This is a genomic window from Chryseobacterium artocarpi, assembly GCF_001684975.1.
Classification (GTDB): domain Bacteria; phylum Bacteroidota; class Bacteroidia; order Flavobacteriales; family Weeksellaceae; genus Chryseobacterium; species Chryseobacterium artocarpi.
This window is the reverse complement of sequence record NZ_MAYH01000007.1, coordinates 1-1,354: the sequence shown is the minus strand read 5'-3', so window position 1 is coordinate 1,354 and position 1,354 is coordinate 1. Positions and strand designations below refer to the sequence as shown.

The following is a 1,354-nucleotide window of genomic DNA, read 5'->3' as shown; positions in this document are numbered from 1 at the left end:
TGTATGTCACCTTTAACCACTATTACCGTTACAGGAACATCGTGTTCTTCTGACGTTCAAATAACAGCAGACAACACAAATCCTACCTGCGCGGTAAAAGGTACAAACTTCACCATCAAATATAAAGTGAAAAATAACGGAACATCACCTACTGCTAATACCGTTGCTACTTTGCCAACATTACCTTCTGCTGCTTTTACTTACGTATCTAATACTGCTACAGCAGGTGCGTTTGATCCAGCTACAAACAAATGGACCATCCCCACTTTAGCATCAGGCGTTGAGCAAGTATTATCCTTAACTTATACTGCCAGAACCGATGCAACGGGAAGTATTAATTATACATCAGATGCTACGGTAGACTCTGGTACATCTCCGGATCCTACACCAGGTAACAATACTTTGGCAATGACCTCACAATATGTTTATCCGTTAGACAATATTGCTACAAACGCAGATACAGGAAACTTCTTTGCAGGTGACACCAATACAATAAATGTTTTAGCAAATGATATGGTGAATGGTATTGCTGCAACCATAAACAGTAACAGCAATACCAAAGTAACAATGGTCAGCCAGTCTACAGCTAATGCCCTAAGTATTGATGCTAATGGTATTATAACAGCTCCTAGCACTTTGCCAGCAGGGACATATACATTAACGTATAATTACTGCTACTATACAACATATGGTTCAGTAACAATGCCTAGCGCATGTACAAACTGTAAAACAGCAACGGCAACAATTACTTTACAAAATAAGTTTTGTTATAAAACACCCACTACATTGACCGGAGGAATAAATCCTTCTGCAGCAATATCAACAATTAATGCAAGAAATACGGTCACTAATTGGCAAAACAATTATAAAGGGGCTGATCTGGTGGTGGAATCCAAAACAAAAGGGTTTGTTATCAACCGTTTAACTCAGGCACAGATAGATGCAATACCTTCTGCAAATCTTCTTGAAGGAATGATTGTTTACAATATAACAACAAACAAAATGCTTGTATATGTGGTTTCAGTCTCATCAGGTAACGGTTGGAAAGAATTTACTAAACAAACTTGTTTAAACTAAAGGTTATGAAAAATTATATTATTATTACAAGTTTATTTTTTGCGCAAATAATATCTGCACAAACAACTATCGGTAAAAAAACATCGCCTACTAATTCCTCTGTTTTATTAGAATTTTCGAATACTAATAAAGGTATAATTGTTCCTTATACATCTGGTGTTTTAAGTACTGCCGTGGATGGAACTTTTATTTTTGATACCAATGATAAAAAACTAAAGTTCAAACAAAACGGTATTTGGTTAGATCTTAGTAATACTGCTGCTATTACAAATGCTGT

Annotated in this window: 1 protein-coding gene and 1 pseudogene; both read left to right on the top strand. The window is 35.9% G+C overall.

All coding sequences use genetic code 11. The annotated features are described in order from the left end of the window. Positions 1-1,077 (top strand): DUF11 domain-containing protein (locus tag BBI01_RS22705; protein ID WP_165602219.1); only part of this gene is annotated, 1,077 nt, incomplete at its 5' end. A 5-nt stretch (positions 1,078-1,082) separates the two neighbouring features. Continuing rightward, positions 1,083-1,354: pseudogene (locus BBI01_RS04450) on the top strand (hypothetical protein); the annotation flags it as partial.